Raw genomic sequence first — 26,965 nt, 5'->3', positions numbered from 1 at the left:
GTCAAGGTTGGGGCCCTCGTTGGCGTATCGACGGGCGGTCTTCGCGAGACCGCCCCCGACCGGCGTTGTCAGGTGGCCCGGGTTCCCGGTGAGCCGCGCGGGCACGCCTCAGCCCAAACCGTGCGCCCGCTTGTACTCCAGCGCGTAGGCGAGCTTCCCGGGCTTGGCGTCGGAGTACGGCTTGCTCAGCTTGTTGAACTCGCCCTTGTTGACCGCGCTGCCGTCGTTCCACCGCTCCAGCGCGCCGAGTTCGGCGGCGGTGAAGCCGCTGTCGACGACGGCGCCCTTGGGCAGCGCCGTCATCGTCTCGGTGAGGGACTTGACGGTGGCCAGGTAGTTGTCGAGGTCGTTCGGGTTCCAGTCGGCCAGGTCGATCGGCTTGGCGTCGCGGACCCAGCTGCCCCAGTAGAACTCCTGGAACGGCAGCCCGTTCTGCGCGTAGCCGATGTCACGGCCGAAGTAGAGCAGGCTGCGGTACTTGTCGTCGGTGAAATTGGCCAGACCCACGCTGGTCGGCAGCTTGTTCACCGTGACCTGGTTGCCCTCGGGGGCGCGCAGGTACACCCACTTGTGCGCCTTCATCTCGTCCCAGAAGGCCTGGCGGGGCAGGTTGCTCAAGTTGGCCTGCACCCGCAGCCGGACGTGCAGGTCGGCCCCGCCGTCGGGGGTCTCGTAGAAGGAAGTCAGCGTGTGGTGCCCGTCGGTGAGGAACGGTTCGCCGCCGGGGCCGATGACGACGGTCTTCATGGGTGCGATGCTGGCCGCCGTCTCCGCCCCGACGGGGAGTTCGCACGTGAACGACGACGGGTCGTCAAGTCGCGCGCCCGGAGACACGGTTGCCGCGGCGGATCGGCCGTCGGCCTCGCACCAGTCGTCGAACTTCCTGTTGATCGCGTCCTTGCCGAGGGTGTAGCGGCCGAGCTTGTAGTACACCTCGTCGTAGCCGAGCGACGGCTGGGTCGGGTGCACGTCGCCGATGCGGACGTCGAGCAGGTCACCGGGCTGGGCGCAGAGGTACCGCGCGAACGGCGTGCTGCGGTTGTCGTGGCCGCAGAACGACGGCCGGGTGCCCGGAGCACCGGGTGCGGCGGCGGCGACCGGCGCCAGCGCGGCGACGCCGGACCCGATGACGGCGAGGGCCACTCCGCGGGCCGAGGCCCGGCGGGACGGAGATCCGAAGCGCATCACACCTGCTCCTTGCGATATGGGGAATGTCGACGGTCAGCGTGTGGCCGATCACCCAATGCACTGGATCGTCCCGGTGACGTCCGGCGGAGCCGTAGGTGAACAATTCACCGCCAACCGGCTTCCGTACGGCGCTTCCTGCCGGATCTCCGCACGCGCCGCTCAAGAACCGCCACCCGTAATTCAACTTTTCGCCCCTCGGAGATGTTGCGAACATGTCAATGCATCCCTTACGTTTACGCGCGTCAACCCGACCTGTGCGCCGTGGAGTTGACGGCGTGCCCGGCACCTGCTGATCCCCCACCGCGACCGGCACTCACCCACCGCTCACAGCTCCGACGCTCCACTCCCGACCGTCGATGGCCGTCACCACGGCCAACCCGGCCCAAGCGCATCGCAGTGTCCCTCCACATCTCTGGGAGCACCATGCCTTCAGCCACCCTCTCGCGGTTCAGACCCGGCAACACCGGTACCGGCCCGCGCCGGACGTTCGCCCGTGCGGCCGGGCTGCTGGCCGCCGCCCTGACCCTGCTGGTCCTGCCCGGCACCGCCCCGGCGACGGCCGCCGGCGACCCCGGGACCACCACCGGGACCCCGGTGCGCATGACGCACCCGGACCAGGACCACGCCGGATCCGGACTCCAGCGCCCGGGCGCGGCATCACTGTCGGCCTCCGCCCCGCTCGCCGTCAGCACGGGTCCGGCCGGTCTCGACGTCAGCGGCTACCAGGGCAACGTCGACTGGACGTCCGTCAAGAACAAGGGCGCCGCCTTCGCCTACGTCAAGGCCACCGAAGGCACCACCTACACCAGTCCCTACTACTCCCAGCAGTACAACGGCGCGTACAACGCCGGACTGATCCGCGGCGCCTACCACTTCGCGCTGCCCGGCAACTCGAGCGGTGCCGCGCAGGCCGACTGGTTCGTCAGCCACGGCGGCGGCTGGACCGCCGACGGCAAAACGCTGCCGCCCGCCCTGGACATCGAGTACAACCCCTACGGAGCCACCTGCTACGGGCTGAGCCAGAGCGCGATGGTCTCCTGGATCCGGGACTTCAGCAACCAGGTGCGCACCAAGGTCGGGCGCTACCCGACGATCTACACCACCACCGACTGGTGGACCACCTGCACCGGCAACAACAGCAGCTTCGGGGCCACCAACCCGCTGTGGATCGCCCGTTACGCCTCCAGCCCCGGCACGCTGCCCGCCGGCTGGTCGGCCCAGACGATCTGGCAGTACGCCGACTCCGGAACCTTCCCCGGCGACCAGGACACCTTCAACGGCACCCTCACCGACCTCCAGGCCTTCGCCAAGGGAGGCGGCTACAACCCTCCGCCGACCGCCAGTTGGCCCACCGTGAAGCAGGGGGCCTCCGGTGAGCGGGTCAAGTCCGTCCAGTACCTGCTCAACGCGCACGGTTCCGCGTTGACGGTGGACGGCGCGTTCGGGCCGGGGACCGACTCGGCGGTGCGTTCGTTCCAGTCCGCGCACGGCCTCGGCGTGGACGGCATCGTCGGACCCGCCACCTGGCAGGCCCTCATCGTCACCGTACGGCAGGGTTCGTCGGGACCCGCGGTCCAGGCGGTGCAGAGTCAGCTCAAGGCGCGCGGTTCCGCGGTGACGGTCGACGGCGCGTTCGGGCCCGCGACCGACTCCGCGGTGCGTTCGTTCCAGTCCGCGCACGGCCTCGCCGTGGACGGCATCGTCGGTGCCAACACCTGGCAGGCCCTGGTCGCTTGACCTTCGGGGCGTCGTCACCAGTAGTCACCCGTAGTCACCCAAGGAGGAGACTTCCATGAACCCGGCACGACACCCCCAGCGAAGCATCGACCGCCGCACCCTGTTCCGGAGCGCGGCGGGCGTGACGGCCGCGCTCGGCGTGGCGGCGGTCACCGGCGTCGCCACGGCGGGCACGGCCTCGGCCTACGGCTGGACCCGTACCCTCCAGCAGGGCGCCTCCGGCTCCGACGTGGTGGAGCTCCAGATCCGCGTCGGCGGCTGGGCCGCCAACAGCGCCTCCCAGACGTACGTCGCCTGGGACGGCGCCTTCGGTCCGGGCACGGCCGCCGCCGTCCAGCGCTTCCAGTCCGCCTACGGCCTGGGCGCGGACGGCATCGTCGGCCCGCAGACCCAGAGCGTGCTCAACAGTCTGGAGGCCGGCGACGGATCGACCGCCCACTTCAACTTCAGCGAGTTCTACTCCAAGGACGGCTCCGGCTTCAACAACGGCAAGGTCGGCTCCGCGACGGTCAAGGAGAACGTCCGCCGGCTGATGTACAAGCTGGAGGCGGTGCGCAAGAAGGCCGGCAACAGCGCGATCACGATCAACTCCGGCTTCCGGAGCATCGCGCACAACGCCGCCTCGGGCGGCGCGTCCAACAGCATGCACCTCTACGGCGTCGCCGCCGACATCGTCGTCTCCGGCCACAGCACCCTGCAGACCTACCGGATCGCCGAGACCTGCGGCTTCTCCGGCCTCGAGGCGTACACGCACTCGTGGCAGCACGTCGACAGCCGCGTCCAGTACCCCTCGTACGGCTCCGGCTCGTGGTGGTGGGAGAGCGGCGTGGTGTGACCCGCCCGCTCCGGCACAACCGGCCCGTCCGCGCCGTCATGGCACGGACGGGCCCGTCCGGTCGTGGCCGGTGTTCGGTGAGCCGCCCATCATGCGCAGCATGGACAGCCCGCCGGTACGCCAGAACCGCACCAGAAGCAGCGCGGCGAGGAGGAGGAAGGCGATGTTGAGCCAGGTGGTGTAGTTCCATCTGATGCCTTCCATGGGGAGCCTCGCGTCGGCCTGGTCGGGGATCAGGCCCAGTCCGCCGAAGACGAATTCCACGACGTAACCGGCGACGACCATCGCGAGGTAGAAGGTGCCCAGCAGGAATACGGCCATCCGGGCGCCGTAGTACTTCCGGTAGATGTTGAGGATGGGCAGGATCAGCAGGTCGGCGAAGATGAACGCCACCACGCCGCCGAAGCTGATGCCTCCCTTCCACAGCACCACCGCCAGCGGCACGTTGCCGATCGAGCACACGAACGAGGCGATCGCCACCAGCGGGCCGATGACGGGGCCCCACAGCTTGGCGGCGAGCGGGTGGCCCTCGAAGAAGAAGGTGCGCCAGAACGAGTCCGGGACCCAGGCGGCGACGGCGCCGGCGATCAGCAGGCCGACCACCAGGTCGCGCAGGATCGCCGCCCATTCCATGACGAAGACGTGGCTGACTGCGGTGAAGCCCTCGCGGGAGACCAGACGCCGGGTGAAGGAGCCCTCGCGCCGCACGGACATGTCCATCGCCGCGTGGCCCTCCATCGACCCGGCCAGGCCCCGTTCCGCCTGCTCGCGGGCCTGGCGCAGCAGCCTCTCGCGCAGGAACAGCCGGAAGAGGACGGCCAGCAGGATGATCATGACGGGCCCGCCGACGAACTCGGCGGCGGTGAACTGCCAGCCCATCAGCAGCGCGAGGATGACGCCGAGTTCGACGACGAGGTTGGTGGAGGCGATCTCGAACGCCATCGCCGCGGTGAAGTCGGCGCCCTTGCGGAACAGGGAGCGGGCCAGCGCCACCGCGGCGTAGGAGCAGGACGAGGACGCCACGCCGAGCCCGGCGGCGGCGGCGAGGGTGCGGGGACGGTCGTCGCCGAGCAGTGCGACGACGGTGGACTTGCGGACCACGGCCTGGACGACCGCGGACAGGGCGAAGCCCAGGATCAGGGCCCAGGTGATCTCCCAGGTCATGGACCCGGTGATCGCCAGTGCGTGCAGTACGGCGTGCATCTGTGCAGCCTTCCCTGCAAGGCGCGGCACACGGCCGAGGGACACGCCCGCCGCCGGGGGCAGGACGGCGGGGACCGGACTACGAAGCCCTCGTCACCGGCGGTGGACGCTGACGGCATAGCCGCCGCCGTCATAAGGGTCGGCGTCCCAGGTGGCGAAGCGGTCGACGAGAGTGAGGCCGGCCGCGGCGCAGCAGTCGTCGTACTCGGGCAGGGTGATGCCGGGCGGCACGGGCAGGTGGGCTTCGTCCAGGCCGAATCCGGCGACCAGCAGACCGCCCGGACGCAGGGCGGCGGCCAGGCGCTCGACCACGGCGGCCTCGGTGCCGGCGGTGAGCAACGGGAAGATGTTGCCCGCGGCGACCACGAGATCGAAGTCCGCCGCGATGCCGAGCAGGTCCGGCTCGAACGTGGCCAGATCGGCCTGGAACCAGGGCAGTTCCGGCGCCTGCTTCCGCGCCACCGCCAGCATCGACGCGTCGAGATCCACCCCGACGCAGTCGTACCCCAGCTCCGCGAGCCGGATCATGACCCGCCCGGTACCGCACCCGGCGTCCAGCACCCGCGCCCCGGCAGGCACGAGAGCGGCACAGAACCGCGCCTCACCGTGCACGTCCTTGCCACTACGGGCGAGCGCCGCGAACCGCGCGGCGTAGTCCTCGCCGGACGTCCCCCCGGTCAGTTCCCTCCAACGGCTCATGCGGCCCACTATAGGTCGACCGTGTGCCGCCCCAAGAAGCGACCGCCCTCGCGGAACACGCGGCGAGGACTCGACCGTAAGGCCGTGCAGGCCGACCGGCGGGACAGGGGGCCGATCAATCAGGGGAGTCGCCGGTCCGCATCGGGCATGGCCTTCGGTACTTCCTGAACACCACCTCCCCCAGGTGGGCACGGGTGCCGTCAACGCTTGAAAAGTTCCCGTGTCCGGGGGCTTGCCGACCCCTCGGCCTCATCAGTTAAATCAAGATGTGAACTAAGCGGTGCAGGCGTGGAGTTGAGCTTGCACACGCCATGTACGCCGCCCCGCCCTCCTCGCGAACACTCGCCCATCGCATCCGCAGGGACCCGTATGAGACTCAGATCCTTCGGTGTCGCGCTCGCCGCAGCGGCAGCGCTCATCGCCCTTCCCGCCACCCAGTCGCCGGTCGCCGCGGCGGCCGGGACTCCGCTGTCCCAGGGCAGGACCGCCACGTCGCCGTCCGGCCAGAGCGCCGGCGTCGCGGCCGCCTGCGGCACCGGCAACGCCGCCCTGGGCAAGCCCGCATCGGCCTCCTCCACCGAGAACGCGGGCACCCCGGCCTCCGCCGCCTTCGACGGAGACCCGGGCACCCGCTGGTCCAGCGCCTTCTCGGACCCGCAGTGGGTGCAGGTCGACCTCGGCTCGGTCCAGAACCTGTGCAAGGTGGACCTGACCTGGGAGACCGCCTACGCCAAGGAGTTCCAGATCCAGGCCTCCGCCAACGGCCAGAGCTGGACCACGCTGAGGAGCGTCACCGGCGCCACCGGCGGCACCGCCTCCTACGACGTCAGCGGCTCGGGCCGCTACCTGCGCGTCTACGGAACGGCCCGCTCGACCGGGTACGGCTACTCGCTCTGGGAGGTCGCCGTCCACACCGAGTCGTCCGGCGGCGGCACCCCGCCCGTCCAGGGCGGCGGCGACCTGGGGCCGAACGTCATCGTCGTCGACCCCTCCACCCCCAACCTCCAGCAGAGGTTCGACCAGGTCTTCGCCCAGCAGGAGTCCAACCAGTTCGGCGCCGGCCGCTACCAGTTCCTGCTCAAGCCGGGCACCTACAACGGGATCAACGCCCAGATCGGCTTCTACACCTCGATCTCCGGCCTTGGCCTCAACCCCGACGACACCCAGATCAACGGTGACATCACCGTCGACGCGGGCTGGTTCAACGGCAACGCCACCCAGAACTTCTGGCGTTCGGCGGAGAACCTCGCCATCAGGCCGTCGCACGGCGACGACCGGTGGGCCGTCGCCCAGGCCGCGCCGTTCCGCCGCATCCACGTCCAGGGCGGCCTCAACCTCGCCCCGAACGGATACGGCTGGGCCTCCGGCGGGTACATCGCCGACTCGAAGATCGACGGCACCGTCGGACCGTACTCACAGCAGCAGTGGTACACCCGCGACAGCTCGGTGGGCGGCTGGACCAACGGCGTGTGGAACATGACGTTCACCGGAGTGCAGGGCGCGCCGGCGACCGACTTCGCCACCGGCTCGTACACCACGCTCGACACCACGCCGATCTCGCGCGAGAAGCCGTTCCTCTACCTCGACGGCAGCACCTACAAGGTCTTCGTACCCGCCAAGCGCACCAACGCCCGCGGTGTGTCCTGGCCGGCCAACGCGGGCAGTTCCCTCCCGCTCGACCAGTTCTACGTCGTCAAGCCGGGCGCTACCGCCGCCACCATCAACCAGGCACTGTCCCAGGGCCTCAACCTCCTGTTCACGCCCGGCGTCTACCACCTCGACCGGACCATCGACGTCACCCGCGCGAACACCGTGGTGCTCGGACTGGGCCTCGCCACCCTCGTGCCCGACAACGGCGTCGACGCGATGCACGTCGCCGACGTCGACGGCGTCCGGCTCGCCGGATTCCTGGTCGACGCGGGCACCGTCAACTCGGACACCCTCCTGCGGGTCGGCCAGCCCGGCTCCTCCGCCGACCACTCCGCCAACCCGACCACGGTGCAGGACGTGTTCGTCCGCATCGGCGGCGCGGGCCCCGGCCTCGCGACCAACTCGGTCGTCGTCAACAGCAACAACGTCGTCATCGACCACACCTGGCTGTGGCGCGCGGACCACGGCAGCGGCGTCGGCTGGAACACCAACCGGGCCGACTACGGCCTGCGGGTCAACGGCAACGACGTCCTCGCCACGGGCCTGTTCGTCGAGCACTACAACAAGTACGACGTGTACTGGAACGGAGAGCGCGGCCGGACGATCTTCTTCCAGAACGAAAAGGCCTACGACGTCCCGAACGCCGCCGCCATCACCCACGACGGCATCGTCGGCTACGCGGCCTACAAGGTCGCCGACACGGTCAACACGCACGAGGCCTGGGGGCTGGGCAGCTACTGCAACTTCACGGCCGACCCCACGATCGTCCAGGCCCATGGATTCCAGGTACCGGTCAAGTCCGGGATCAAGTTGCACGACATTCTGGTGATCTCCCTCGGCGGCCAGGGCCAGTACGCCCACGTCGTCAACAACACGGGCGCGCCCACCTCGGGAACGAGCACCGTGCCGTCCAAGGTGGTCCAGTTCCCCTGACCGGGGACGGATGACCGGCCCAAGCCGGCGAAAGCACGCGGCGAGTCACCCACCGGTGGCTCGCCGCCTGCCTTGGCAGGAACCGGGCCGTCACCAACGGCTTCGGCTGGATCGGCGACCAGTTCAAGGACGACAAGCCGGACCTGTACGCGACCGGCTCCCGCTCCCCGAGGACCGCCGTCTCCGAACGGCCGACGCCGCCGGCCCCCGCCACCCCGTCGGAGGACTCCCCGGCCCCGGCCGCCTCCCCCTCGGAGCCCGCGCCCCCGCCGCCGTCCCCGGCGGAGGGACGGCCGGCGGACCAGTCCGAGGCCGGGGAACAGGGCATCAACTCCCTCCGGGACTCCTACACCTGCCCCTGGCAGGCCTACGTGGTGAACAGGCCGTCCGGCGCGTTCACCGGACCGCCCGCGCTGGCGGACGGCGCCCCGACCCCGCCGTCATCGACGACACGACGGGAGACCCCGGCAACACCCACCTCGTGATCGACGTCCAGCCGCCCGACACCCGGCCGCTGCTCATCAAGGAGTTGCGGATCAAGGTGCTCCGGCGCGCCCCGGCCCCCTCCCCCGACCGGGCCACGCTGGTCGGCCTGGACAGCGGGGAGTGCGGCACCTCTCCGACCACCGTGAAAGCCGCGGCCGACCTCGACGGGAACGCGGACTTCGCGACCGTGCGCTACTCGGGCGGCCCGTCCCTCCCGCAGGAGATCACCGGCGGCCGGACCCTGAGCATCGCCCTCACCGTGTCGACCGGCGGCGCCGACTGCGTCTGGGTGCCGGAACTCGTCTGGGCCAAGGACGGCGAGGTGAAGACGACCGAGTTCCGCATCGGCGGCAGGGACTTCCACACCGTGGCGACCGACGGACTGCCGCGGCTGGCCTGGAAGCAGGACCTGAACACCCGGCAGTGGTCGGTGACCGTCTTCGACGAGTCGATCCTGCGCTGAGCCCGGTGGGCGTAGCTAGTGCCCCGGCAGGTGACGTTTGCCCGTGAAGGAGCGGCGTCCGGTGCGTGCTCTGGGGGTACCCCCTGCTCGAAGAGCTTGGGGGAGTGCCGGCCGGAAGTCCTCGTACTGGACGTACTTGGGCTTTCGGCCGGTGCGGCGAGAGGGCGTGCCGGGCGTCACGACGGGGCGAACGTTGCCTGTCGGGGCACTAGGAACCGGCCCCGTCGGCCGCGCCCGCCACGGCGTCCTCGCGGCGGGCCGCCAGTACCCCGACGACCCCGACGATCAGCAGTACGGCGACGGTGCCGAGGGTGAATGCTTCGAACGAGGTACGCGAGACCCCCCAGACGTCGTGGAAGACGTAGTCGATGCCGAAGAGGTGTTCCAGGACTCCGGGGAAGAGCGCCGACCACGATCCGATCAGGATCCAGGCGTAGACGAGTGCCGCGCAGAGCAGGAAGCCGCGGCTGCCGAAGGGGACGCTGTAGGGCCGTGGGACGTCCGGCCGGCGGATCCGCAGCAGGACCAGGGCGGGGATGACGACCAGGTAGGACAGCAGCAGGGTGGTGACCGCGACGGTGAGCACCACGGCGAACACGTCGGCCGCGTCGCCGTTCGCGAGCCGCATGGCGGCGAGCATGAACACCGTGGCCACGGCTCCGGAGAGCAGGTTGGTGCGCACTGGTGTACCGAGCCGCGGGTGGAAGGCGCCGAGGGCGCGGGTGAAGAAGCCCCCGTCAGCGGCGGCCATGGCCTGCATGCGGTCGCTGACGATCATCCAGGCGCTGCCCTGGGTGAGCAGGGCGAAGACGAACATGACGGCGGTGAGCTTCAGCAGGGGGCCGGCCGCTCCGCCGTAGACGCTGAAGACGAGGCGGGCGCCCTCCATGAAGCCGCCGATGCCGGTGACCTGCTGCTTGGGTACGACGGCCAGGAGGGCGAGGACCGGCAGCAGATAGCAGCAGGCCGCGACGGTCGCGGAGCGTCCGAGTGCGGCGGGCACGTCGCGCTGGGGGTCGTGCATCTCCTCGCCAGCGGCGTTGGGTGCTTCGAAGCCGACGTAGGCGAACAGCAGGATCGGCACCAGGGCGAGGAAGCCGGCGGTCGTCGGGGTGAAGCGGGTGTCGGTCAGACCCTGGAAGCCGTGCCGCGCCCCGTAGAGCACGGCCGTGAGGGTGAACACGGTGAGGGCGAGGACCTTCGCCGCCGCGCCCGCGGTGGTGATCCATTTGCCGCGGCGCAGGGAGACGACGGCCGTGAGAATGGCGATCCAGACGAACAGCAGCTTGAAGGTGTAGTCGGCCACCGTGCCCGAGCCCAGGTGGAAGACGAAGCCGTCCCAGGTCTGCGCGGCAAGGAAGACCAGGGAACCGCCCAGCCAGACGGGGTTGGTGACCCAGTAGAACAGGGTCGTGAGCGCGGCCGCCGGACGGCCGAGGGCGAGCTTGACCCATACGTACGGGCCGCCTTCCTGGGGAAACGCGGCGCCGGTCTCGGCGAACAGCAGGGCGTAGGGAACGAGGAAGAAGAGGGCCATGACCGCCGTCCAGGTGGCGGCCTCGCCGCCGCCGGTGGCGATCTGCCCGACGGTGTCGAAGGAGATGACCGCGGCGATGGCCATGGCAGTGATGTCGAAGCGCTTGAGGCTGCGTTGCAGGGCGCCGGCCGCGGGCTGGGTGTCGCGTGGTTCGGTCGTCGAGAGGTTGGAGGACACGGGCAGTTCCTAGGAGGGAGAGGAGTAACTGCGAGGGGGCGCGTGCGGGCGCCGTGACGGCGTGGAGTCCGTGTCGGGTGGTGCTGGGCGACAGGGCCTAGTGCCGCGGCAGGCAACGTTTGCCCGTCAAGGAGCGGCGTCCGGTGCGTGCTCTGGGGGTCCCCCCTGCTCGAAGAGCTTGGGGGAGTGCCGGCCGGAAGTCCTCGTACTGGACGTACTTGGGCTTTCGGCCGGTGCGGCGAGAGGGCGTGCCGGGCGTCGCGACGGGGCGAACGCTGTCTGTCGGGGCACTAGGAGGCCCGGTCGCGATCCGGGCCTCCCACCTGGGCGTCAGGCGGCGCGGATCTCGCCGGTGGGCTCGGTGCGCTCCAGGACGCCGCGCAGCGCGGAGGCCGCTTCCTTGGCCTCGGCCTCGGTCATGATCAGCGGCGGGGACAGCACCAGGCTGTGTGCGGAGTCGCGCACGATGACGCCGGTCTCGCGGCGGATGACGTCGTGGGGCATCCGGTCGGGGTTCAGGGGCAGGGGTGCGCGGGTGGCGCGGTCCTGGACGAGTTCGACGGCGAGCATCATGCCGACCGAGCGGATTTCGCCGACGATCGGCAACTCGCCGAGCTGGGCCTCGAGTTCACCGTGGAGGAAGGCGCCGAGACTCGTCGCGCGGGCGAGGAGGCCCTCCTTCTCGATGATGTCGAGGTTGGCGGTGGCGACCGCGGTGGCGACGGGGTGCCCGTTGTAGGTGTAGCCCATGGGGAAGCCGTGGTCGCGCAGCAGGACCTCGGCGACGTGGTCGCCGACCAGGAGGGCGCCGAGCGGGACGTAGCCGGAGGTGATGCCCTTGGCGGTGACGATGATGTCCGGGGTGACGCCGAAGTACTGGGCGGCGAACCACTCGCCGACGCGGCCGTAGGCGGTGACCACCTCGTCGAAGATCAGCAGGATGCCGTGCCGGTCGAGGACTTCGCGCACCCGGGGCCAGTAGTCGGCCGGCGGGACGAGCATGCCGCCGACGCCCATGATGGGTTCGCCGATCATCGCGGCGATGTTCCGCGGGCCGATCTCCGCGATGCGCTCCTCCAGTTCGCGGATGAGGAAGTCGGTGACCTGCTCGGGGCTCAGCGGCTGGTCGCCGTAGAGCTCGGAGCGGTACGGCCACGGGGGCGTGAGGTGGGAGACGTGCGGCATCATCGGCGCGAAGCCCTCGTGGTAGACGGGGAAGCCGGTGGCCGAGCCACCGCCGTAGCCGATGCCGTGGTAGGCCTTGCTGCGCGCCAGGATCCAGGTCCGGCTGCTCTCCCCGCGCCGGTGGTGGTAGTAGCGGGCCATCTTGATGGCCGCCTCGTTGCCCTCGGAGCCGCCCGAGGTGAAGTAGACGTGGTTCAGGGGGTCGGGGGCGATGGAGGCGAGGCGTGCGGCGAGTTCGATCGCGCGCTCGTTGGAGAACTCCCAGAAGCTGGTGAAGTACTCCAGCTTCTTCATCTGCTCGTGGGCGACGTCGGCCAGGTCCGTGCGGCCGTGGCCGACCTGGGCGAGCCAGAGGCCGCCGGTGGCGTCGAGGTAGCTGCGGCCCTCGGTGTCGGTGAGGCGGCAGCCGGAGCCGGAGGTCATGACGACGCGCTCGGTGGCGGTGCCCGGCAGGTAGGGGTGGATGATGTGCGCTCGGTCCAGCTCGATGAGGTCGGCGGCGTTGCTGGTCATGAGAGGGTGCGTCCTTTGCTCGGTGCCGGTGGTGGGTGTGGTGGCCGGGAGGCCTGGTGTCGCCGGCGCGGTCAGCCGTAGGCGATCCAGGTCGTCTTCAGGCCGGTGTACTTGTCGAAGGAGTGCAGGGAGAGGTCACGGCCGTGACCGGACTGCTTGAACCCGCCGAAGGGGGTGAACGGGCTGAGCGCGTCGACGGTGTTGACGGAGACGGTGCCCGCCTGGAGGGCGTCGGCGACGCGGTGGGCCCGGCCGAGGTCCCGGGTCCACACGGACGCGGCCAGTCCGTAGGCGGAGTCGTTGGCGAGGCGGACCGCCTCGTCCTCGTCGTGGAAGGGCAGCACGGTCAGCACGGGGCCGAACAGTTCCTCCCGGACGAGCGGGGCGTCGGGTCCGAGGCCGGTGACGACGGTGGGGTCGAGGTAGGCGCCGTCGCGGTCGGGTCGCGTGCCGCCGCACACGAGCGTGCCGCCCGATGACCGCAGGGCTTCGAGGACGCGTTCCACCTGGGCCTCGTCGACGAGCGGCCCGAGACGGGTCGCGGGGTCGAGCGGGTCGCCCGGCAGCCAGCCGCGGGCGTGTTCGGCGACCCTGGCCGTGAACTCCTCGGCGACGGAGGCCTCGACCATCAGGCGGGTGTTGGCGGAGCACACCTGGCCCGAGTTGTAGACGAAGCCCCAGGCGGCGCGTTCCGCGGCGGCCTCCAAGTCGGCGTCGGCGAAGACCACGTTGGGGCTCTTGCCGCCGGCCTCGGGCCACACCTGCTTCATGTTCGACTCGGCCGAGTAGGCGAGGAACCGCTTGGCCACGGCGGTGGAGCCGGTGAAGACCAGGGTGTCCACGTCCGGGTGGAGACCGAGAGCACGCCCGGTCGTCTCCCCCGGGCCGGGGACGACGTTCAGTACGCCGTCGGGAAGGCCGGCCCGCGAGGCGAGTTCGGCCAGCAGCAGTGCCGACAGCGGGGACTGCTCCGCCGGCTTCAGCACGACGCTGTTGCCCGCGGCCAGGGCGGGCGCCAGCTTCCAACTCGCGATGTCGAGGGGGAAGTTCCAGGGCACCACCGCGCCCACGACGCCCAGCGGGGCGCGGCGCACGAGGGCGAGGTTCCCGGGCGGGGCCGGGGCGACCTCGTCGTAGAGCTTGTCGACGGCCTCCGCGTACCAGGCGAAGACGCCGGCCGCGCCGGGCACGTCGGTGCCGTGGGACTCCGCGATGGGCTTGCCCATGTCGAGGGTGTCGCAGAGGGCGAGTTCCTCGCTGTTCTCCTCGATGAGGCGGGCGAGGGCGAGCAGGACCCGCTTGCGCTCGGCGGGTGCGGTACGCGACCAGCGGCCGCCCTCGAAGGAGGTGCGGGCCGCGGTCACGGCCCGGTCGACGTCGGCGGCCGAGCCGGCCGCCACATGGGCGGTGGTCTTGCCGGTCGCGGGGTTCACGGTCGGGATCCACTGGTCGTCGGCGGGGTCGCTCCACGCTCCGTCGATGAACAGGCGCGTGCGTGGCGTGAGGTCGGCGGCGCGCTGCCGCCAGTGGGCGTACGTCTGCATGCTGTGGCCTTCGATTGCGTCGTGGGACGTGGGCGAACCGGTGCCCGTTCGGATCGGGTGCGGCCTGGGCCGTCTCGATCGGCTGTGGCCCGGACCCTCTCAGGGGGCCGTCCGGAAACGGCGGGCGCGACGGGGCGGGCGGCTCGGCAGCGCGTGCCTGCACCGATTTCTTTGAGTCGAGATTCAAACAATAGGCGAACCGGCCGTCAATGCTTCTGACTGAAACTTCTTGCGAAGACTGAGATGGGTATCAGAGAATTGGCCACCATGGGGAAAGCCGGTAGACCACGCAACCAGACGGCACGCAGGCAGGCCCTCGTCTCCGCCGCGGGACGGGCCATCGCGGAGCGCGGCCTGGAGGGCCTGCGCATCAAGGACATCGCGGACGCGGCGGGCGTCTCCCAGGGCTCGGTCCTGTACTACTACCCCGAGCTCGACGACCTCGTACTGGAGGTGCACCGGGGCGCGGTCGAGAGCTATCTGTCCTCGCGGCAGGGGGCCTACGACGAGGCACCCGCCGAGGATCCGGCGGCACGGCTGCGGGCCCTGCTGCACAGCGGTCTGCCGAGCATGACGGAGGACCCGGTCCACGGCCTGCTGTACGAACTGCACCGGCGCGCCGGCCGCAGCCCCGGCCACGCCGAACTGATGACCTCCCTCTTCGCCCGGGAGGTCGCTCTCTACACGACCGCCCTCGAGGTCGGCGCCGCGACCGGTGTGTTCTCCCTGGCCGCGTCGGCGCACGATCTGGCGCACGGGCTGGTGGCCCTGGAGGACGGCTACGGTCTGCACATCGTCAGCCGCAACGCGGCCCTGCGGCCCGACAGGGCCCGCGAGCTGATTCTGGCCCATGCCCGGGCGGTGACGGGCTGCGCCGGCCTGTAGGGCTCGGCGGGCACCGCTCGGATCCGTCCCCGGTGAGCGGCTGCCGGCTCAGGCCTCGGTGGACCGGGCGGCGGCGATCTCACGCAGCAGGTCCATCACCGCTCGGGCGCGAGCGGTCTGGGTGACGCCCTCCAGGGAGGCGATCCTGACTTCGAGCGGGGAGGCGTCCCGGAGCTGGAGTTCCGCGATCTCGCCGCCGCCGTAGGTCTGGCTGGTCGCCGGGCGCTGGTTGAGCACGGAGTAGCCGAGTCCCCGGGCCACCAGGGAGCGCACGGTCTCGTAGCTCTGGGTGCGGTAGCGGACGTCGGGCGCGGTGCCGGTGGCGGCCACCAGCGCGCGGAAGTAGTCGCGGCTGTGGGGAAGGTCCAGCAGGACGAGCGGTTCCGTGGACAGTTCGGCCAGCTCCACGCTGCCCTGACCGGCCAGCGGGTGATCGGCCGGGACGATGACATAGGCGGGGGCGCGGGCGATCGTCTCGCTGCTCAGGTCCGGCTCGGCCGACAGACCGAGGTGGTAGGTGAGGGCGAAGTCGATGCGCCCCGCCGCCAGGGCGTGGACGAGCTGGTCCGTCTCCGCCTCCACCACGTCGATCTCGATGCCCGGATAGCGTCTGGTGCACTCGCTGAACAGGTGGGGCAGGTAGTAGGGGGCCAGGGTCACGAAACAGCCGACGGCCACCGGCCCGGAGATGGTCTCGCCCTCTCCCCGGGCCTCCCGTTCGACCTCGCGGGCGCGGGCCAGCAGATCCCGCGCCTGCTGCTGGAGCCTCTCCCCGGCGGGTGTGAGGGTCAGCCCCCGGCCCCGCCGGCGGATGAACAGCTGCGCCTGGAGGTCGCGCTCCAGGTTGTGGATGGCCGCGGACACGGCGGACTGCGCGATGTGCAACTCCGCCGACGCCTCCGTCATCGAACCGCGCTCGGCGGCGACGAGAAAATAGCGGAGCTGAACGAGCGTGAAACCCACTGGTGCCGTCATACGTGACCCTTGCGCCGGGCGATCCGTGTCGGTGCCGACCTTATGCGGCACGGTCTAGCGAACCTCGGCTGCGGCCGCTTCGGGCACGTCCTCGGCCACGTCCTCGGCCACGTTCTCGGGCACGTCCTCGGGGCGCAGCAGGGCGGAACCGGCGGTCTCCCGCAGGGACAGGGCGGCCACGAGACCGCCGGCGGCGAACACCATCAGGTACGGGCCGGGCACCAGGGTGCTGCCGGTCGCGGAGATGAGCACGGTCATCAGGTACGGCACGGTGCCGGCGAACAGGGCGGCGGTCACGTTGTAGGCGATGGACAGACCGCTCTGACGCGTGCGAGTGGGGAAGGTCTCCGCCGACCACACCGCGTACGTGCCGAGGATGGCCGCCAGGATCACGCCGAGCAGCAGTCCGGCGATCCAGGTCCCGGCGAGCCCGGTCCGCATCAGGAGGAAGGCCGGGGTGGAGACGACCAGCAGGGCCGCCGTCGCCCCGACGAACACCGGCTTGCGTCCCACCCGGTCGGACAGCAGGCCGAACAGCGGCACGAGCACCAGGCCCACCAGCGAGATCACCGTGGACAGCAGTGCGGCGCTGTCGGCCGAGTGGCCCAGGTGGTCGGTCTCATAGGTGACGAGGTAGGTCAGCACCGCGTAGAAGGGCACGTGCATGGCCGCCATCAGGCCCGCCGCCTGGAGCAGTTGCCGCTTGTGGGAGCGCAGCAGCTCCCGCGCGGGGCTGCGCGGGATGGAGTCGCTGGCTTCGAGCATCCGGTACTCGGGGGTGTCCTCGATCTTGTTGCGGATGATGAAGCCGATGACGCCCAGCGGCGCGGAGACGAGGAAGGGGATGCGCCAGCCCCAGGAGGTGAGCTGGCCGTCGTCGAGTCCCGTGGACAGCAGCAGGAAGACGAACGAGCCGGCGAGGAAGCCCAGCAGGGAGCCGACCTCCAGCCAGCTCACCCCGAATCCGCGACGGCGCCGGGGCGCGCTCTCGGCGAGGAAGCTCGCCGCGCTGCCGAACTCGCCGCCCGCGGCGAAGCCCTGGATCAGCCGCAGGAGCACCAGGAGCACCGGGGCGGCGATCCCGATCGACGCGTAGCCGGGCAGCAGGCCGATCGTCAGGGTCGCGCCGGACATCATGAAGATGACCAGTGACAGGGTGCGCTTGCGGCCGATCCGGTCGCCGAGCGGTCCGAACACCAGGGCACCGACCGGCCGGATGCCGAACGACACGGCGAACACACCGAACACGGCGAGCAGTCCGGTCGTGCTGTTCTCGGCCGGGAAGAACACGGTCGCGACGGTACTGGCGAGATAGGCGTAGGCAGCCCAGTCGAACCAGTGCACGAACACGCCGACGGCTCCCGCGGCGACGCTCCTGCGCAGTGCGACCGCGTCGGTGGCCGCCACGGCTTCGGTCGTCGTGGCGCCGCTGTTACTGGTGCGCATACGCACCTCCTTGTGGGGATGGGTGACGAGCCGGGAGTTGTGCGCCTGCCCGTGCCCTCAGAGGGCGGGCAGGCCGGTCAGGGAGGCGGGGCTGGTGAGTTCGCGGAGTTCCGCCTCGGTCAGCAGCTCGCGCTCGCGTATGAGGTCGAGTGCGGGTCTGCCGGTGTGGTGCGCCTCCAGCGCGAGGGCGCAGGCGGTCTCGTAGCCGAGTGCGGGGCTGAGCGCGGTGACCAGTCCGGTGGAGGCCGCGACGGTCTCCGCGAGCCGGTTCCGGTTGCAGGTGATGCCCCGTACGCAGTGTTCGGTGAGGACTTTGATGCCCGCGGTCAGGTGCTCGAGGCCGGCGGTCAGACTCCGGTGGATGACCGGTTCGAAGGCGTTGAGCTGGAGCTGGCCGCCCTCGGCGGCGAGGGTGACGGTCACGTCGTTGCCGATGACCTCGAACGCGATCTGGTTGACCGCCTCGGGGATCACCGGATTGACCTTGCCGGGCATGATGGACGATCCGGCCTGCCGTGCGGGGAGGTTGATCTCGCCGAACCCAGCCTGCGGTCCGGAGGACAGCAGACGCAGGTCGTTGCAGATCTTGGACAGTTTCACGGCGATGCGCTTGAGCACGCCGGACAGCTGGACGAAGACACCGACGTCCTGGGTGGCCTCGATGAGGTCGGGCGAGGACAGCAGCGTCGGGATCCCCGTCAGCCGGCGCAGATGCTCCATCGCGCGCTCCCGGTAGCCAGGGCGGGCGTTGAGCCCGGTGCCGATCGCCGTGCCGCCGAGGTTGAGTTCGTGCAGCAGCAACCTGGCCTCGGCGAGCCGCAGTTCGTCCTCGGCGAGGGTGGCGGCGAACGCCCCGAACTCCTGGCCCAGCGTCATGGGTACGGCGTCCTGGAGTTGGGTGCGGCCCATCTTCAGCACGTCGGCGAACTCGGCGGCCTTGGTCTCGAAGGCCTCGCGCAGGCCGGCCAGGGCGACGAGCAGTTCGGCGATGTGCGCGTCCAGCGCAAGCTTCACCGCGGTCGGATAGACGTCATTGGTGCTCTGCCCGAGGTTGACGTGGTCGAGGGGGTGCAGGACCGCGTACTCCCCGCGGGAGCGTCCGAGCAGTTCCAGGGCGCGGTTGGCGATCACCTCGTTGGCGTTCATGTTGGTCGACGTGCCCGCGCCGCCCTGGATCAGGTCGACCACGAACTGGTCCCACAGCGCGCCGTCACGGATCTCGGCGCAGGCGTCCGTGATCGCCGACGCGAGTGCGCCGTCCAGCGCGCCGACCTCGGCGTTGGCGCGGGCCGCGGCGTGCTTCACCGCCGCCAGGGCGCGGATCAGGTGCGGCCGGGCGGCGAGGGTCTCCCCGGTCAGGGGGAAGTTGGCCACCGCTCGGACGGTGTGCGCGCCGTAGTAGGCGTCCGCCGGCACGTCGACGTCGCCGAGCATGTCGTGCTCCGTCCGGTACCTGGTGTCCGCCGGGGCGGTGTGCCGGGGGCCTGGGGTCGGGGGCATCGGGGTCCTCCGGGTCGTAGGGGATCGAGGGGGCCGGTGAACGGCACGCTGAGCGTCGCGGGAAGGCGGTCCGGGCCAGGCGGACCGGGCGGCCGGTGGGCGGAGGTCACCGCGCCGGCCGCCGTGCCAAGGGCGCCGGCACGGCACCGGGCGAGGCCGCGAGTACCGGCCGCCGCGCCAAGGGCGCCGGCACGGCACCGGGCCGGGCCGCGAGCGGTGGCCGCCGTGCCAAGGACCCGGGCCGGCACCGGGCGAGGCCTCGAGCGGCCGCCTGCGGCCGCGGTGGACCCCGTCGAACCGACCGGGGGTGACCACTGCCGTGCCGGACCCGGGCGGAACGTCTCCCGGGTGCTTCCACGGCACGCGACCGGTCCGCGCGGCCATGGCGGCGGCCGCCCCCGTCACGCCGCCGCTCCCCCGGCCGGGACGCTCCGGTCCACGCCGGTCCAGGCCAGGGCGATCGCCCCGTCGAGCAGGGCCCGCTGCGCCGCCGCGCCCACGCAGTACGCGGCGAACTCGTGCTGGTGGTTGGTGGCGGGCAGGGATCCGATGCCGATGTAGGGGTGGATGGCCGGCACCATCTGCGAGACGTTGCCCATGTCGGTGGAGGCGCGGTTCATCCGCGCGGCCTGGCCGGGCGGCGCGAACTCCCGGCCCAGGGCGAGGGCGTTCGCACGGTAGTGCCCGAGGGCGGTCTCGTCCGTGCGGAACTCCGCGTACGGCTTGCTCTCCGGCTCGATCTCCAGCTCGCAGCCGGTCGCGAGGGCACCGGCCTCGAAGGCCCGCATGACCCGCGGCTCCAGCTCGGCCAGTTCGGCGAGTGTCTCCGCGCGTACGTACCAACGGCCGGTCGACCGCTCCGGGATGGCGTTCGGGGCGTCCCCGGCGTGGGTCACCACACCGTGCACCCTGGCCGAGCCCGGCAGTTGCTGGCGCAGCAGGCCGATCGCGACCTGGGCCACGGTGAAGGCGTCGGCCGCGTTGACCCCGGCCTCCGGGTAGGCCGCGGCGTGCGCGGACTTCCCGGCGTAGGAGATCCTGGAGTGGCTGACCGCGAACGGGCGGGCCTCGGCGACGTCGACGGGCGCCGGGTGCACCATCATCGCGAGGTCCACTCCGGCGAAGGCGCCCCGGTCGAGCATCTCGATCTTCCCGCCGCCGCCTTCCTCGGCCGGGGTGCCGTAGACCTCCACGGTGAGGCCGGCGTCGTCGGCGACGGCGGCCAGGCCGAGCGCGGCCCCCACCGAACTCGCGGCGATGAGGTTGTGCCCGCACGCGTGGCCGAGGCCCGGCAGCGCGTCGTACTCGGCGCACAGCGCGATCCGGACGGGCCCGCTGCCGAACCGGGCGAGGAACGCCGTCTCCAGGCCCAGGTAGGACGAGGTGACGTCGAATCCGGCGCGGTCCAGCAGTTCCGGTACGGCGGCGGCGGCCCGGTGTTCCTCCCAGGCGGTCTCCGGGTCGGCGTGCAGCCGCTCGGAGAGCCCGATCAGCTCCTCGGCCCGGCGGTCGACCGCCTGCCGGGCCGCCTCCTTCAGCGCGCTCATCACAGGTCGCCCGGGACGCCGTAGGAAGGAGCGGCGGCGGGGTCGAGTCCGCGCCGCACGTAGTCGTCCCGCTGCGGCAGCCAGACGTCGAGGAGTTCGCCGAGCCGGTCCACGGGATCCTCGGCCCAGTCCACCCGCAGGTCGGTCACCCGCCAGTCCACGTCCGCGACGACCGCCAGGCCCGCGGAGTACACCGGCCCCTCCTCGCCGCCGGCCGCGACGGCGGCCTTCAGGGCGGTGAGCAGACGCTCCTCGAGCTCCCCGCCGGCCGCGGCGTAGGCGTCGAGGAGAACGCCGGGGATGTGCTCGCCGGACAGCATGTTGCCGGCCGCCACCGCGCCGTCCGCGGTGGCCGAGGCGTGCTTGCCGAGGGTCTGCGAGCCACTGTGGGCGAACCCGGCACCGGAGCGGCCCAGCACGGTCAGCTGCCGGTACTCGATGGACTTCGCGTTCCGCGCCGCGCCGGTGACGTCGGCCAGGGCGCGCTCCGCGTCGCCGTGGTCGGCCAGCCCGTCCAGCAGGCTCGTGCCGAGCGTGGGGTCGGTGACGTTCTGCGAGGCCGCCGCGCCGACCCCGGGCCGCAGATGGACGACCCGGGCGGCGACCGCCGGACTCGACGAGCTGGCCACGATGCCGAACCGCTGACCGTCGCGTACCACCAGGGAGAAGGTCATGCCCGCGCCTCCTCGGGGATCACGGCGATCGCGTCGATCTCGCACAGCCACTCCGGGCGGGCCAGGGCGGAGACGACCAGGCCGGTGGAGATGGGGTGCACGCCCTTGGTCCAGCGGCCCACGGTGCGGTACACCGCCTCGCGGTAGCGCGGGTCGATCAGGTAGATGGTCAGCTTGACCAGGTGCTCCATCCGGCTGCCCGCTTCTTCGAGCAGCATCTTGATGTTGGCCATCGCCTGCTCGGCCTGGGTCTCGGCATCACCGATGCCCACGGACTCGCTGGTGTCGAGGTTCTGGCCGATCTGACCCCGGACGTACACCGTGTCGCCGGCGACGACGGCCTGGCAGAGGTCGTTGTCGAGGCTCTGCTCGGGATAGGTGTCGCGCGTGTTGAACGGCCGGATCCGGGTGTGCCCGCCGGCGACGATCGGGGTCCGCGCCTGACGGCCCTCGCTCGTGGAGGTCATCGTCTGCTCCTCAGTTCGTCAGGGCCGCCGGCGTGGCGCCGGGCCGGTCGGTGGTGCCGTACGCGAGGTAGCCCCGCTGGGTCGCGATGTGGTCGGCGACGTATCTGGCGTCGTGCCAGACGCCCCAGATGAAGCTCGATCCGCGGCGGGACAGCCAGGGCAGGCCCAGGAAGTAGACGCCGGGCTCGGTGGACACTCCTCGCCGCTGGTCCGGCCGGCCGTTCTCGTCGAACGCGTCGACCTCGAGCCAGCCGTAGTCGGTGGCGAAGCCCGTCGCCCAGACGACCGAGGTGACGCCGGCCCCGGCCAGGTCGAGCTCCAGGAGGGGACTGGTCACGCAGTCCGGGTCCGGTCCGAGGACGTGGGCCTCCGGCTCCTCGGGGAGGTCGAGCCCGTTGCGCTCGACGTACTCGTCGGCCGCCCGCAGGAACGCGAGGTACTTGTCGTCGCCGAGCGCGATGTTCGCGGCGAGATCCGGCGCGAAGCGCAGTACGCCGTCGTCGTAGGACGTGGTCAGGCCGACAAGCTCGATGCCGGTGCCGGCCAGGGCGCGGAAGTCCACGGTGTGGCCGCCGCGGGCGCCGCTGACGGCGATGGTGACGTGTTCGGCACCTCGGGGAGGGGTCTCCGAGTCCCAGATCCCGAGCACACCGAGCCACCAGCAGAAGTCACGTCCGCGGTACTCGCGGGGAGGACGGTCGTGCGGGCCGACGGAGAGGAAGACCCGGCGGCCGGACCGGCGCAGCTCGTCGGCGATCTGGACCCCGGAGGAGCCGGCCCCGACCACGAGGACGGCGCCCTCGGGCAGTTGCTCCGGGTTGCGGTACCCACTGGAGTGGATCTGCGCGGGGACGGCGCCGTCCGGGACGATGGGCGGGATCACGGGTCGCTGGAACGGTCCGGTCGCGGCCACGACGAAGCGCGCGTCGATGGAGCCCTCCGACGTCTCGACCCGGAAGCCGGGCCGGCCGGTGTGCTTGCGCACCGAGGTCACCTCGACACCGCAGCGGACCGGGGCGCCGATCTTCTCGGCGTACATGACGAAGTAGTCCGCGACCTGCTCCTTCGAGACGAAGGCGTCGGGGCCGACGTCGGGGAACTCCAGCCCCGGGAACCGGTCGTGCCACGCGGGCCCGTTGGCGACCAGGGAGTCCCACCGCTCCGAGCGCCACCGCTCGGCGATCCGGTGCCGCTCCAGGACGATGTGCGGTACGCCGTGGGCTCCCAGGTGCTCGCTCATCGCGACGCCCGCCTGGCCCGCCCCGACCACGACTACTTCAGTCTCTTCACTGGGCATTTCAGCCTCCACTCAGGCGGTAGTCCATTCCGGTGTCGCGTTGACTGTGCTACCGCACGAGACATCCTCGGGCGCCCCCGGAAACCTGTCGAACAGATGTTTCCGGTGTGAGTGATCTGATTTCGAGATGCGATCAAGGGGCGTGACACTGGGCGTGTCGTGCGGGACGGATGGTTACCGTGGGGGTCGGCGCCGGCGATCCGTTGCCGCGTCCGCCCACACGGAAGGGAACCCCTCGATGGTCGATGAGCCGGTCTTGGTGCTAGCGGCAACCGGAGGACAGGGCAGGGCCGTTGCCGACGCGCTGCTGGGCCGCGGGGCCCGGGTCCGCGCGCTGGTGCGCGACCCCGCGCGGAAAGCGGCACGGGAACTGGCCGACCGGGGTGTCGAAGTGATGGCGGGATCCCTGAGCGATCGCGGGTCGCTCGCCGCCGCGATGAGCGGGGTGGCGGGCGTCTTCGCGTTCACCACCCCCTTCGAGGCCGGCGTCGAGGCGGAGGTGGGCCAGGGACGGGCCATCCTGGCTGCCGCCGGGGAGGCGGGCGTGCCGCATCTCGTATTCAGCTCGGTCGCCGGCGCCGACCAGGAAAGCGGGGTGCCGCACTTCGAGAGCAAGGCACGCATCGAGGCCGAACTGGCCGCCGGCGACGTGCCCCATACGATCCTGGGGCCGACGTATTTCTTCGACAACGCTCTCGGCGGAGCGGAGCGCATCCTCGGCGGCGTTCTCGACCTGCCGCTGCCGCCCGACCGGCCGTTGCAGCAGCTTGCCCGCCCCGACCTCGGAGCGTTCGCGGCGGAAGTGCTGCTCAACCCCGCCCGCTACGTCGGGCAGCGCATCGAGCTGGCAAGCGACGCGCCCACTCCCACGCAGATGGCGGCCGCGCTCGGCGCGGCGCTGGGACGGGAGGTCCGCCATGAGCAAGTGCCTTTGACGGCGGTCGCCAACCCGGACATGCACGCGATGTGGACGTTCCTGAACGGACCCGGCTACCGCGTCGACATCCCCGCACTGCACGCCGCTCACCCGGAGATCCCCTGGAGCGGCTTCGCCGACTGGGCGCACCGCACGTTCGCGCCGGCCCGCTGAGGCAGCCGGTCCGCTGATCCGGCCCGTCAGGTCCTGCGGAGGCCGGGGTGGGAACGCGGATGAGCGGGGCAGGACGGAGGCGTCCGCGGGCGATCGTGCCGTCGCCGCCGCCGTCACCGCCCGGGCCGAGGCCTCACGAAAGCCGGACCCGCCAGGCCAGTACGCCACCGGAGACGCCGGGCCGCAGTCGCACGCGCAGGCGCAGTGCGGTGGCGGCCACCGGCTCGTAGGAGACGTGGTTGAACGTGTCGGTGGCCGTGCCGTACGCCGAGGCGCCGCTCACCGGCTGCCAGGCGCCCGCGGGTGACCGGTACTCCAACTGCCAGGACTGCGGTACCCGGCAGGCGCCGTGGCCGGTGTCGTCGTACCAGTACACCGACACCCCGCTCGTGCGGACCGGCTCGGCGTACTCGTACCGCACCCACTCCTCCGTGCCGGTCCGGTCCCACCAGGTGAAGCGGGGTATGGACTGATCGAAGGAGTCCGCGGGCTCGACCGCGGCGTTGATGATCAGGGCCTGGGGGCTGTCCACGCCGCTGAAGGACGCGGTGCAGTCGGCCCATTCGCTCGCCCGCCGCCCCGATCCCACCGTGGGAAAGGCGGTGATGCGCAGCCGCGCGGCGGCGGACGGGATCAGCGTGATGTGCTCGACCGGCTCGGTGGTGCGCACCGGGCTCTGCTGGAGCGGCGCCGCCACGTTCTGGTCGTCCGCCTGCCAGGCGGGGACACGCCGTGCCTTGGCCTTCATCCGGACGGGGGTTCCGGTGTACGTGAACGGGTTGGCGGCACGGGCCCGGGTGCGCTCCAGGATGAAGGAGCGGGCGGGGTCCTTCTCGTCCAGTGCCAGGGCGTAGTTCCACGGCGAGGCCGGACGCACCTCGTACTCGGGCCAGTCCGCGGTGCCGGCGAACCGCGTCCACGCCTCCTCGATCTGGAGGGAGTAGGTCAGCGGACCGTGGTCGACGGAGACCGAGTCGCGGTTCGCGCCCCAGGTGCGCACGGTGGTGCGCATGGGCAGGCGCAGCTCCACGGTGTCGCGGTGCTGCCAGGGGCGGTCAAGGACCAGGTACCCGCCGCTGCTGCGGGCCTGCGCGGGCCGGCCGTTCACCAGCACCGAGGGGGCCCGGCACCAGCCCGGCACGCGCAGGTACAGAGGGAAGCGCACCGTCCGGGGTGTGGACAGGGTGAACGCGACGGTCTCGCCGAACGGGTAGTCGGTGCGTTCGGCGATGGTGACCGTGGTGCCGTCGGCGACCTCGGCGCGCACCGAGGACTCCGCGTACAGCGAGGCGCACAGGCCGCCGTCGGCGCTGGCCAGCCAGAGTTCCTCGGCGTAGTAGGGCCAGCCCATGCCGTAGTTGTGCGGGCAGCAGCGGTACTGGTGGATGCCGGGCATGTACGCCTGCATGGCGAAGCGGTTGTCGAACTGGCCATGTGACTTGGGGACGTTGTCGAGCTGGATGCCGTTGGCGGAGGTCGCGTAGTGGATGCCCTGCTGCAGCGGGTCGAGCGCGGCCGGCAGCATGTTCAGCGCCAGCTCCTCGCAGCGGTCGGCCCACACCGCGTCGCCGGTGATGCGGGTGAGCAGCTGATGGCTGTGCATGAACTCGACGATGCCGCAGGTCTCGAAACCCTGGCGGGGATCGTGGTAGCCGCTGCGGGCGTTCTCGTCCCCGGCGAAGCCGCCGCCGGGGAACTGCCCGTACCGGCGCATCACGGTGTCGTAGACACGGTAAGTGGCGTCACGGAAGGCCGAGCCGCCGGCCAGAACGCCGTACTGGGCCGGTTCGCGGAACCCCTGGGCCAGGTTGACGTTGTGCCAGGTGGGGATCGCGGTGGTGTAGTCGGCGCTGTTGGCATGGATCTTGTGCACCAGGTCCAGCAGCCAGGAGTCGCCGGTGCGGTTGTACAGCCAGTAGGCCGTGTCGATGGTGTCGCCGCAGCGGGCGGAGCCCCAGCCCTGTCCGAACAGTGCGGCCGGCTGCGTATCGAGGTACTTCAGCCATCCTCGCAACGCCGGGACGACCCGGTCGTCACCGCTGTACTCGTGCCAGGTGCGCAGGGCGTCCAGCACCGGCATGTACGGCCAGAAGTCCGGGCCGCCGCCCAGCGCCGTGCGCAGCGCGGACGGGCCGAAGAAGCCGTCCGGTTGCCGGGTGGCCAGGATGCGGTCGATCCAGGCGCGGGTCAGCTCCAGGGTCCTGGCGTCGCCGGTGACGTAGCCGAGGTCGCCGAAGCCGCGCAGCCAGTAGGGCAGTTCCTCCCAGCCGTCCCTGTCGGGCACGGCCCAACCACTGGTGGCCGGGGACAGGTACTCGGAGATCTCCGGCAGGCGCCCGTTGAGGCCGTTGAGCTGGAGGTCGAGCTGTTCGCGCAGCCAGCCCTTGGGGGTGACGCTGCCCGGGGGAAGCCGCAGAAAGGGCTCCTGCCGCAACGGGGCCCGGTTGGCCGGGTATCGGCTGAGGGCGCGGGCGGGGCCGACCAGGCGCACCGGCGGCCGGGGCGCGGCCGCCTGCGCGGGCAGACCCGTCGCTCCCGCCAGTGCGGCGCCACCGACGACGGCCAGTGAGCGGTTGAGGAACGCGCGACGTTCCATGCGGACGTCCTTCCTGAACTGCCGAAGGGGGACAGGGCGGTGGGACGACGAGGAGACCGCCGGCCGGCGGCGGTCGTGTGGTCGTGGTGGGGGGTGACGGCCGGCGCGTGCGGACCGGCCGGCGGCGCTGTGCGACTGCGGCGTCAGCGCGCCTTATAACGTTGGAGAGACTGCCGCCGACAGGAATGACAGCATGCGCGAGCAGTCGTGTCCAGACCTTGAACGGCCCGTGCCAGCCGCTGACTTGGACATCTTTCGGCCGGGGCCGTGCCGGTTCGCATCGGTTGGGGTTCGGGGTCTGGACAGGGTTGTGAGGGCCCTGCTTTCATGCTGCCGCG

General features: G+C 71.3%; 20 protein-coding genes. 6 read left to right on the top strand and 14 right to left on the bottom strand.

What is annotated here, in order from left to right:
- Positions 1–108: 108 nt before the first annotated feature.
- Positions 109–1,185 (bottom strand): ParB-like protein, encoded by a 1,077-nt coding sequence (locus ACWEK3_RS03365; protein ID WP_453248795.1) that lies wholly within the window; start codon positions 1,183–1,185, stop codon positions 109–111.
- A gap of 426 nt (positions 1,186–1,611) precedes the next feature.
- Here ACWEK3_RS03365 and ACWEK3_RS03360 point away from each other — a divergent pair, with 426 nt between their 5' ends.
- Together ACWEK3_RS03360 and ACWEK3_RS03355 are read left to right on the top strand one after the other, a co-directional pair.
- A complete protein-coding gene (locus ACWEK3_RS03360; RefSeq protein ID WP_450545866.1) occupies positions 1,612–2,925 on the top strand; it encodes a GH25 family lysozyme in 1,314 nt (437 codons plus the stop codon).
- Between the two features lie 55 nt (positions 2,926–2,980).
- A complete protein-coding gene (locus ACWEK3_RS03355) occupies positions 2,981–3,760 on the top strand; it encodes a D-Ala-D-Ala carboxypeptidase family metallohydrolase (protein ID WP_453248794.1) in 780 nt (259 codons plus the stop codon).
- Between the two features lie 36 nt (positions 3,761–3,796).
- On the opposite strand, the gene ACWEK3_RS03350 is transcribed toward ACWEK3_RS03355, so the two are convergent.
- Together ACWEK3_RS03350 and ACWEK3_RS03345 are read right to left on the bottom strand one after the other, a co-directional pair.
- Positions 3,797–4,963: a permease gene (locus tag ACWEK3_RS03350; RefSeq protein ID WP_453248793.1), complete on the bottom strand. Its 1,167-nt coding sequence runs from the start codon at positions 4,961–4,963 to the stop codon at positions 3,797–3,799.
- Between the two features lie 93 nt (positions 4,964–5,056).
- On the bottom strand, positions 5,057–5,662 hold the full coding sequence (locus tag ACWEK3_RS03345) for a class I SAM-dependent methyltransferase (RefSeq protein ID WP_450545871.1): 606 nt from the start codon (positions 5,660–5,662) through the stop codon (positions 5,057–5,059).
- Positions 5,663–6,031: 369 nt separating this feature from the next.
- On the opposite strand from ACWEK3_RS03345, the gene ACWEK3_RS03340 reads away from it, so the two are divergent.
- Both ACWEK3_RS03340 and ACWEK3_RS03335 read left to right on the top strand, forming a co-directional pair.
- Positions 6,032–8,245, top strand: a complete 2,214-nt coding sequence (locus ACWEK3_RS03340) for a discoidin domain-containing protein (RefSeq protein WP_453248792.1) — start codon at positions 6,032–6,034, stop codon at positions 8,243–8,245.
- Between the two features lie 481 nt (positions 8,246–8,726).
- Positions 8,727–9,194: a hypothetical protein gene (locus ACWEK3_RS03335; protein WP_453248791.1), complete on the top strand. Its 468-nt coding sequence runs from the start codon at positions 8,727–8,729 to the stop codon at positions 9,192–9,194.
- A gap of 208 nt (positions 9,195–9,402) precedes the next feature.
- Here ACWEK3_RS03335 and ACWEK3_RS03330 read toward each other — a convergent pair whose 3' ends face one another.
- The 3 genes from ACWEK3_RS03330 to ACWEK3_RS03320 form a co-directional block, all read right to left on the bottom strand.
- Entirely contained in the window at positions 9,403–10,908 is a 1,506-nt protein-coding gene (locus ACWEK3_RS03330; RefSeq protein WP_453248790.1) for an APC family permease, read from the bottom strand.
- Positions 10,909–11,238: 330 nt separating this feature from the next.
- Complete coding sequence (locus ACWEK3_RS03325; RefSeq protein WP_453248789.1) at positions 11,239–12,606, bottom strand: aminotransferase family protein; 1,368 nt, start codon at positions 12,604–12,606, stop codon at positions 11,239–11,241.
- A gap of 71 nt (positions 12,607–12,677) precedes the next feature.
- Positions 12,678–14,150, bottom strand: coding sequence for an aldehyde dehydrogenase (locus ACWEK3_RS03320; protein ID WP_453248788.1), 1,473 nt, complete (start codon positions 14,148–14,150; stop codon positions 12,678–12,680).
- Positions 14,151–14,417: 267 nt separating this feature from the next.
- Between ACWEK3_RS03320 and ACWEK3_RS03315 the strand changes: the two genes are divergently transcribed.
- Positions 14,418–15,035: a TetR/AcrR family transcriptional regulator gene (locus ACWEK3_RS03315; protein ID WP_376547529.1), complete on the top strand. Its 618-nt coding sequence runs from the start codon at positions 14,418–14,420 to the stop codon at positions 15,033–15,035.
- A 48-nt stretch (positions 15,036–15,083) separates the two neighbouring features.
- Here the strand turns inward: ACWEK3_RS03315 and ACWEK3_RS03310 are convergent, their stop codons facing one another.
- The 7 genes from ACWEK3_RS03310 to ACWEK3_RS03280 all read right to left on the bottom strand — a co-directional run bounded on the left by ACWEK3_RS03310 (position 15,084) and on the right by ACWEK3_RS03280 (position 22,941).
- Complete coding sequence (locus tag ACWEK3_RS03310) at positions 15,084–16,010, bottom strand: LysR family transcriptional regulator (protein ID WP_450543654.1); 927 nt, start codon at positions 16,008–16,010, stop codon at positions 15,084–15,086.
- Between the two features lie 54 nt (positions 16,011–16,064).
- Positions 16,065–17,456, bottom strand: a complete 1,392-nt coding sequence (locus ACWEK3_RS03305; protein WP_453248787.1) for an MFS transporter — start codon at positions 17,454–17,456, stop codon at positions 16,065–16,067.
- A gap of 57 nt (positions 17,457–17,513) precedes the next feature.
- Positions 17,514–18,956 carry an aspartate ammonia-lyase gene (locus ACWEK3_RS03300; protein ID WP_453248786.1) on the bottom strand — a complete coding sequence of 481 codons (1,443 nt, stop codon included), beginning with the start codon at positions 18,954–18,956 and terminating at the stop codon, positions 17,514–17,516.
- A 401-nt stretch (positions 18,957–19,357) separates the two neighbouring features.
- A complete protein-coding gene (locus ACWEK3_RS03295; RefSeq protein WP_450543659.1) occupies positions 19,358–20,503 on the bottom strand; it encodes a M20 family metallopeptidase in 1,146 nt (381 codons plus the stop codon).
- A complete protein-coding gene (locus ACWEK3_RS03290; protein WP_388732501.1) occupies positions 20,503–21,177 on the bottom strand; it encodes a DUF1028 domain-containing protein in 675 nt (224 codons plus the stop codon). The genes ACWEK3_RS03295 and ACWEK3_RS03290 overlap by 1 nt, the downstream gene beginning before the upstream one ends.
- Positions 21,174–21,644 carry a RidA family protein gene (locus ACWEK3_RS03285; protein WP_453248785.1) on the bottom strand — a complete coding sequence of 157 codons (471 nt, stop codon included), beginning with the start codon at positions 21,642–21,644 and terminating at the stop codon, positions 21,174–21,176. The genes ACWEK3_RS03290 and ACWEK3_RS03285 overlap by 4 nt, the downstream gene beginning before the upstream one ends.
- A 10-nt stretch (positions 21,645–21,654) precedes the next feature.
- A complete protein-coding gene (locus tag ACWEK3_RS03280) occupies positions 21,655–22,941 on the bottom strand; it encodes a flavin-containing monooxygenase (RefSeq protein WP_453248784.1) in 1,287 nt (428 codons plus the stop codon).
- Between the two features lie 238 nt (positions 22,942–23,179).
- Here ACWEK3_RS03280 and ACWEK3_RS03275 point away from each other — a divergent pair, with 238 nt between their 5' ends.
- Positions 23,180–24,031, top strand: coding sequence for an NmrA/HSCARG family protein (locus ACWEK3_RS03275; RefSeq protein ID WP_390874148.1), 852 nt, complete (start codon positions 23,180–23,182; stop codon positions 24,029–24,031).
- A gap of 133 nt (positions 24,032–24,164) precedes the next feature.
- Here the strand turns inward: ACWEK3_RS03275 and ACWEK3_RS03270 are convergent, their stop codons facing one another.
- Positions 24,165–26,627, bottom strand: coding sequence for a beta-L-arabinofuranosidase domain-containing protein (locus ACWEK3_RS03270; protein ID WP_453248783.1), 2,463 nt, complete (start codon positions 26,625–26,627; stop codon positions 24,165–24,167).
- Between the last annotated feature and the right edge of the window lie 338 nt (positions 26,628–26,965).

Source organism: Streptomyces sp. NPDC004721 (assembly GCF_053601495.1).
The sequence above is the reverse complement of the archived record's forward strand: the minus strand, read 5'-3'. Positions and strand labels throughout refer to the sequence as shown.

Coding starts and splice junctions, on each gene's coding strand:
- ACWEK3_RS03270 (WP_453248783.1), bottom strand. CDS start 26,627: ATGGAACGTCGCGCGTTCCTCAACCGCTCACTGGCCGTCGTCGGTGGC.
- ACWEK3_RS03310 (WP_450543654.1), bottom strand. CDS start 16,010: ATGACGGCACCAGTGGGTTTCACGCTCGTTCAGCTCCGCTATTTTCTC.
- ACWEK3_RS03295 (WP_450543659.1), bottom strand. CDS start 20,503: ATGAGCGCGCTGAAGGAGGCGGCCCGGCAGGCGGTCGACCGCCGGGCC.
- ACWEK3_RS03340 (WP_453248792.1), top strand. CDS start 6,032: ATGAGACTCAGATCCTTCGGTGTCGCGCTCGCCGCAGCGGCAGCGCTC.
- ACWEK3_RS03325 (WP_453248789.1), bottom strand. CDS start 12,606: ATGACCAGCAACGCCGCCGACCTCATCGAGCTGGACCGAGCGCACATC.
- ACWEK3_RS03350 (WP_453248793.1), bottom strand. CDS start 4,963: ATGCACGCCGTACTGCACGCACTGGCGATCACCGGGTCCATGACCTGG.
- ACWEK3_RS03360 (WP_450545866.1), top strand. CDS start 1,612: ATGCCTTCAGCCACCCTCTCGCGGTTCAGACCCGGCAACACCGGTACC.
- ACWEK3_RS03290 (WP_388732501.1), bottom strand. CDS start 21,177: ATGACCTTCTCCCTGGTGGTACGCGACGGTCAGCGGTTCGGCATCGTG.
- ACWEK3_RS03345 (WP_450545871.1), bottom strand. CDS start 5,662: ATGAGCCGTTGGAGGGAACTGACCGGGGGGACGTCCGGCGAGGACTAC.
- ACWEK3_RS03285 (WP_453248785.1), bottom strand. CDS start 21,644: ATGACCTCCACGAGCGAGGGCCGTCAGGCGCGGACCCCGATCGTCGCC.
- ACWEK3_RS03355 (WP_453248794.1), top strand. CDS start 2,981: ATGAACCCGGCACGACACCCCCAGCGAAGCATCGACCGCCGCACCCTG.
- ACWEK3_RS03365 (WP_453248795.1), bottom strand. CDS start 1,185: ATGCGCTTCGGATCTCCGTCCCGCCGGGCCTCGGCCCGCGGAGTGGCC.
- ACWEK3_RS03280 (WP_453248784.1), bottom strand. CDS start 22,941: ATGCCCAGTGAAGAGACTGAAGTAGTCGTGGTCGGGGCGGGCCAGGCG.
- ACWEK3_RS03275 (WP_390874148.1), top strand. CDS start 23,180: ATGGTCGATGAGCCGGTCTTGGTGCTAGCGGCAACCGGAGGACAGGGC.
- ACWEK3_RS03320 (WP_453248788.1), bottom strand. CDS start 14,150: ATGCAGACGTACGCCCACTGGCGGCAGCGCGCCGCCGACCTCACGCCA.
- ACWEK3_RS03300 (WP_453248786.1), bottom strand. CDS start 18,956: ATGCCCCCGACCCCAGGCCCCCGGCACACCGCCCCGGCGGACACCAGG.
- ACWEK3_RS03315 (WP_376547529.1), top strand. CDS start 14,418: ATGGGGAAAGCCGGTAGACCACGCAACCAGACGGCACGCAGGCAGGCC.
- ACWEK3_RS03305 (WP_453248787.1), bottom strand. CDS start 17,456: ATGCGCACCAGTAACAGCGGCGCCACGACGACCGAAGCCGTGGCGGCC.